The sequence below is a fragment of the Deinococcota bacterium genome (assembly GCA_030858465.1).
Classification (GTDB): domain Bacteria; phylum Deinococcota; class Deinococci; order Deinococcales; family Trueperaceae; genus JALZLY01.
Map to the genome: position 1 here is coordinate 1 of JALZLY010000011.1, position 2,243 is coordinate 2,243.

2 protein-coding genes are annotated in these 2,243 nt (G+C 69.5%); both read left to right on the forward strand.

The genetic code is table 11. The features are described 5' to 3' along the window. Positions 1 to 1,273: ABC transporter ATP-binding protein/permease (locus M3498_00740; GenBank protein ID MDQ3457822.1), on the forward strand; the 1,273-nt coding region annotated here is incomplete at its 5' end. Continuing rightward, the coding region (locus M3498_00745) for a phosphotransferase (GenBank protein MDQ3457823.1) at positions 1,257 to 2,243 on the forward strand (987 nt) is incomplete at its 3' end. The genes M3498_00740 and M3498_00745, both read left to right, overlap by 17 nt.

Here is a 2,243-nt window from a genome sequence, read left to right on the forward strand (position 1 = left end):
GCGGCAGGGAAACCGCATCCGCGAGGTCGCGCGCCAGCAGCGTAAGCGCGAGGGCGCAATGGCCGCGACCGCCGCCGAGGTGATAGGCGCCATCAAGATCGTCCAGGCGCTCTCACTCGAGGGCACCTTCAGCAGGGCCTTCTCGAGCCAGAACCAAAAGAGCCTGAAGGAAGGCGTCAAGGCCAAGCGCCTAGCGGCGGGCCTGGAACGCACCGCCGACGTGCTCATCGCCACCTCCACCGCGCTGGTGCTCTTTTTCGGCGCGCGGCTCGTCCTGGGCGGCGCGCTGACGCCCGGCGACCTCATCGTGTTCATCACCTACCTCAAGAACGCCTTCAAGCCGATGCGCGACTTTGCCAAGTACACCGGCCGCCTCGCCAAGGCGAGCGCCGCGGGCGAGCGCGTCCTGGAGATCCTCGACCGCGAGCCCGACATCCGCGACGCGCCCGGCGCGGTGCCCGCGCCCGCCTTTGAGGGCGCGGTGCGCTTCGAAGGGCTCTCCTTCGCCTACGACTTGGCCCAGCCCGTGCTCGAGGACATCTACATCCGCATCGATCCGGGCGAGCGCGTTGCCGTCGTCGGCCCGTCGGGGAGCGGCAAGTCCACCCTGGCTAGCCTTCTGCCGCGCCTTTACGACCCTACGTCGGGCCGCGTGACCATCGACGGCAGGGACATCCGCGCCTACACGCTCGAGTCCTTGCGGAGCCAGATCAGCGTGGTCCTCCAGGACAACCTGCTCTTCGGCGCCAGCGTGCGCGACAACATCGCCTTCGGCGTGCCGGAGGCGAGCAACGACGAAGTCGAGGCGGCGGCCAAGCTGGCCTACGCCCACGACTTCATCATGGCCTTGCCGCAGGGCTACGCCACCGTTTTGGGCGAGCGCGGCGCCACGCTCTCGGGTGGGCAGCGCCAGCGCCTCGCGGTGGCGCGCGCCGCCATCCGCAGGGCGCCGATTCTCATCTTGGACGAGCCCACCGTCGGTCTCGACGAGGAGAACGAGCGCTGGGTCAGCACCTCGCTGGACGAACTCTCCAGGGCGCAGACCACCCTGCTCATCACCCACGACCTCGGCTTCGCCGCCCGCGCCGACCGCATCGTCTACCTAGAGGCAGGGCGGGTGCTCGAGCAGGGCACGCACGAGGCGCTTCTCCGGGCGGGCGGGCGCTACGCCTCGCTCTACGCGCTCCAGGCGGCTGCCAGCACCAATGCCGATACCAGGAATGCCGATATCAAGGAGCCGAACCGGGAGGAAGCTTATGCTGTCAGCTCATGACAGGGACATCATCCGCAGAGACCACCGCTTGCCGGGGCTGGCGACGGTGCTTGACCCTGAGATCTTCGCCGACGCGCTGCGCTCGGCGCTCCCGGACGTGACGCTGGAGGAGCCGTCTGTTCGTTACCTTCGCTACAAGCCCGGCACCAACTGCCTGGTCGCTTACCGCCTCAAGCTGGATGGCCGCGTGAGCGAGGTTCACGCCAAGGCGCACCGCAAGGATGCCTTTGACAAGCTCCACAACGCCCTCGAGAAGCACCGCGGCGAGAGCGCCATGAGCCCCGTCATCCCCAGCCCCCTCATCCTCGAGCCCATGGTCGCCGTCTACGCCTTTCCCAGCGACCGCAAGCTGAGGGCTCTGGTCAAGCTGGCCGACGGCGCGAAGCGCAAGCGGATGCTGGTCAAGCTCCTGCCCGGTCATCTCGAGCTGCACGGCGCCCGCCTGCGCCCGCTGCGTTACAAGCCCGAGCGCCGCTTCGTGGCGCAGCTCGTCACCGCTGTAGGCGCCCAGGCGGTCGTCAAACTTTACGACAACCACGATTTTCCCAGGGCCCGCCGGGGCGCGAGGGTATTTCGCCCGGCGGGGCCTCTTGCGCTCGCCCCCCTGCTCGGGGGCTCGAGCGGCCAACAGGCGCTCGTCTGGCCCTGGCTTTCCGGCCGCCCGCTCGACCAGGCCCTTCGCGGCGCCCGCTTCAACCCGGCGAGCGCCCGCACGGTCGGCGCGGCCTTGGCCGCGCTTCACGCGCAAAAGGCTGAGTCGCTCGAGCCTCTCTCCCGCAAGGAGGAGATTCACTCCCTCTTTGCCGCGGCAAACGCGCTGGCCTTTTTGCTCCCGGAGCTGGCGGCGCGGGCGCGCCGGCTGGCGCTCGCGCTCGCCTCGGCGCTGATGGCGTCTCCCCAGCAAGGGTGCGCCCTGCACGGCGATTTCTCTGCCGACCAGGCGCTGCTCGCGCGCGGGGAGGCCGTGCTG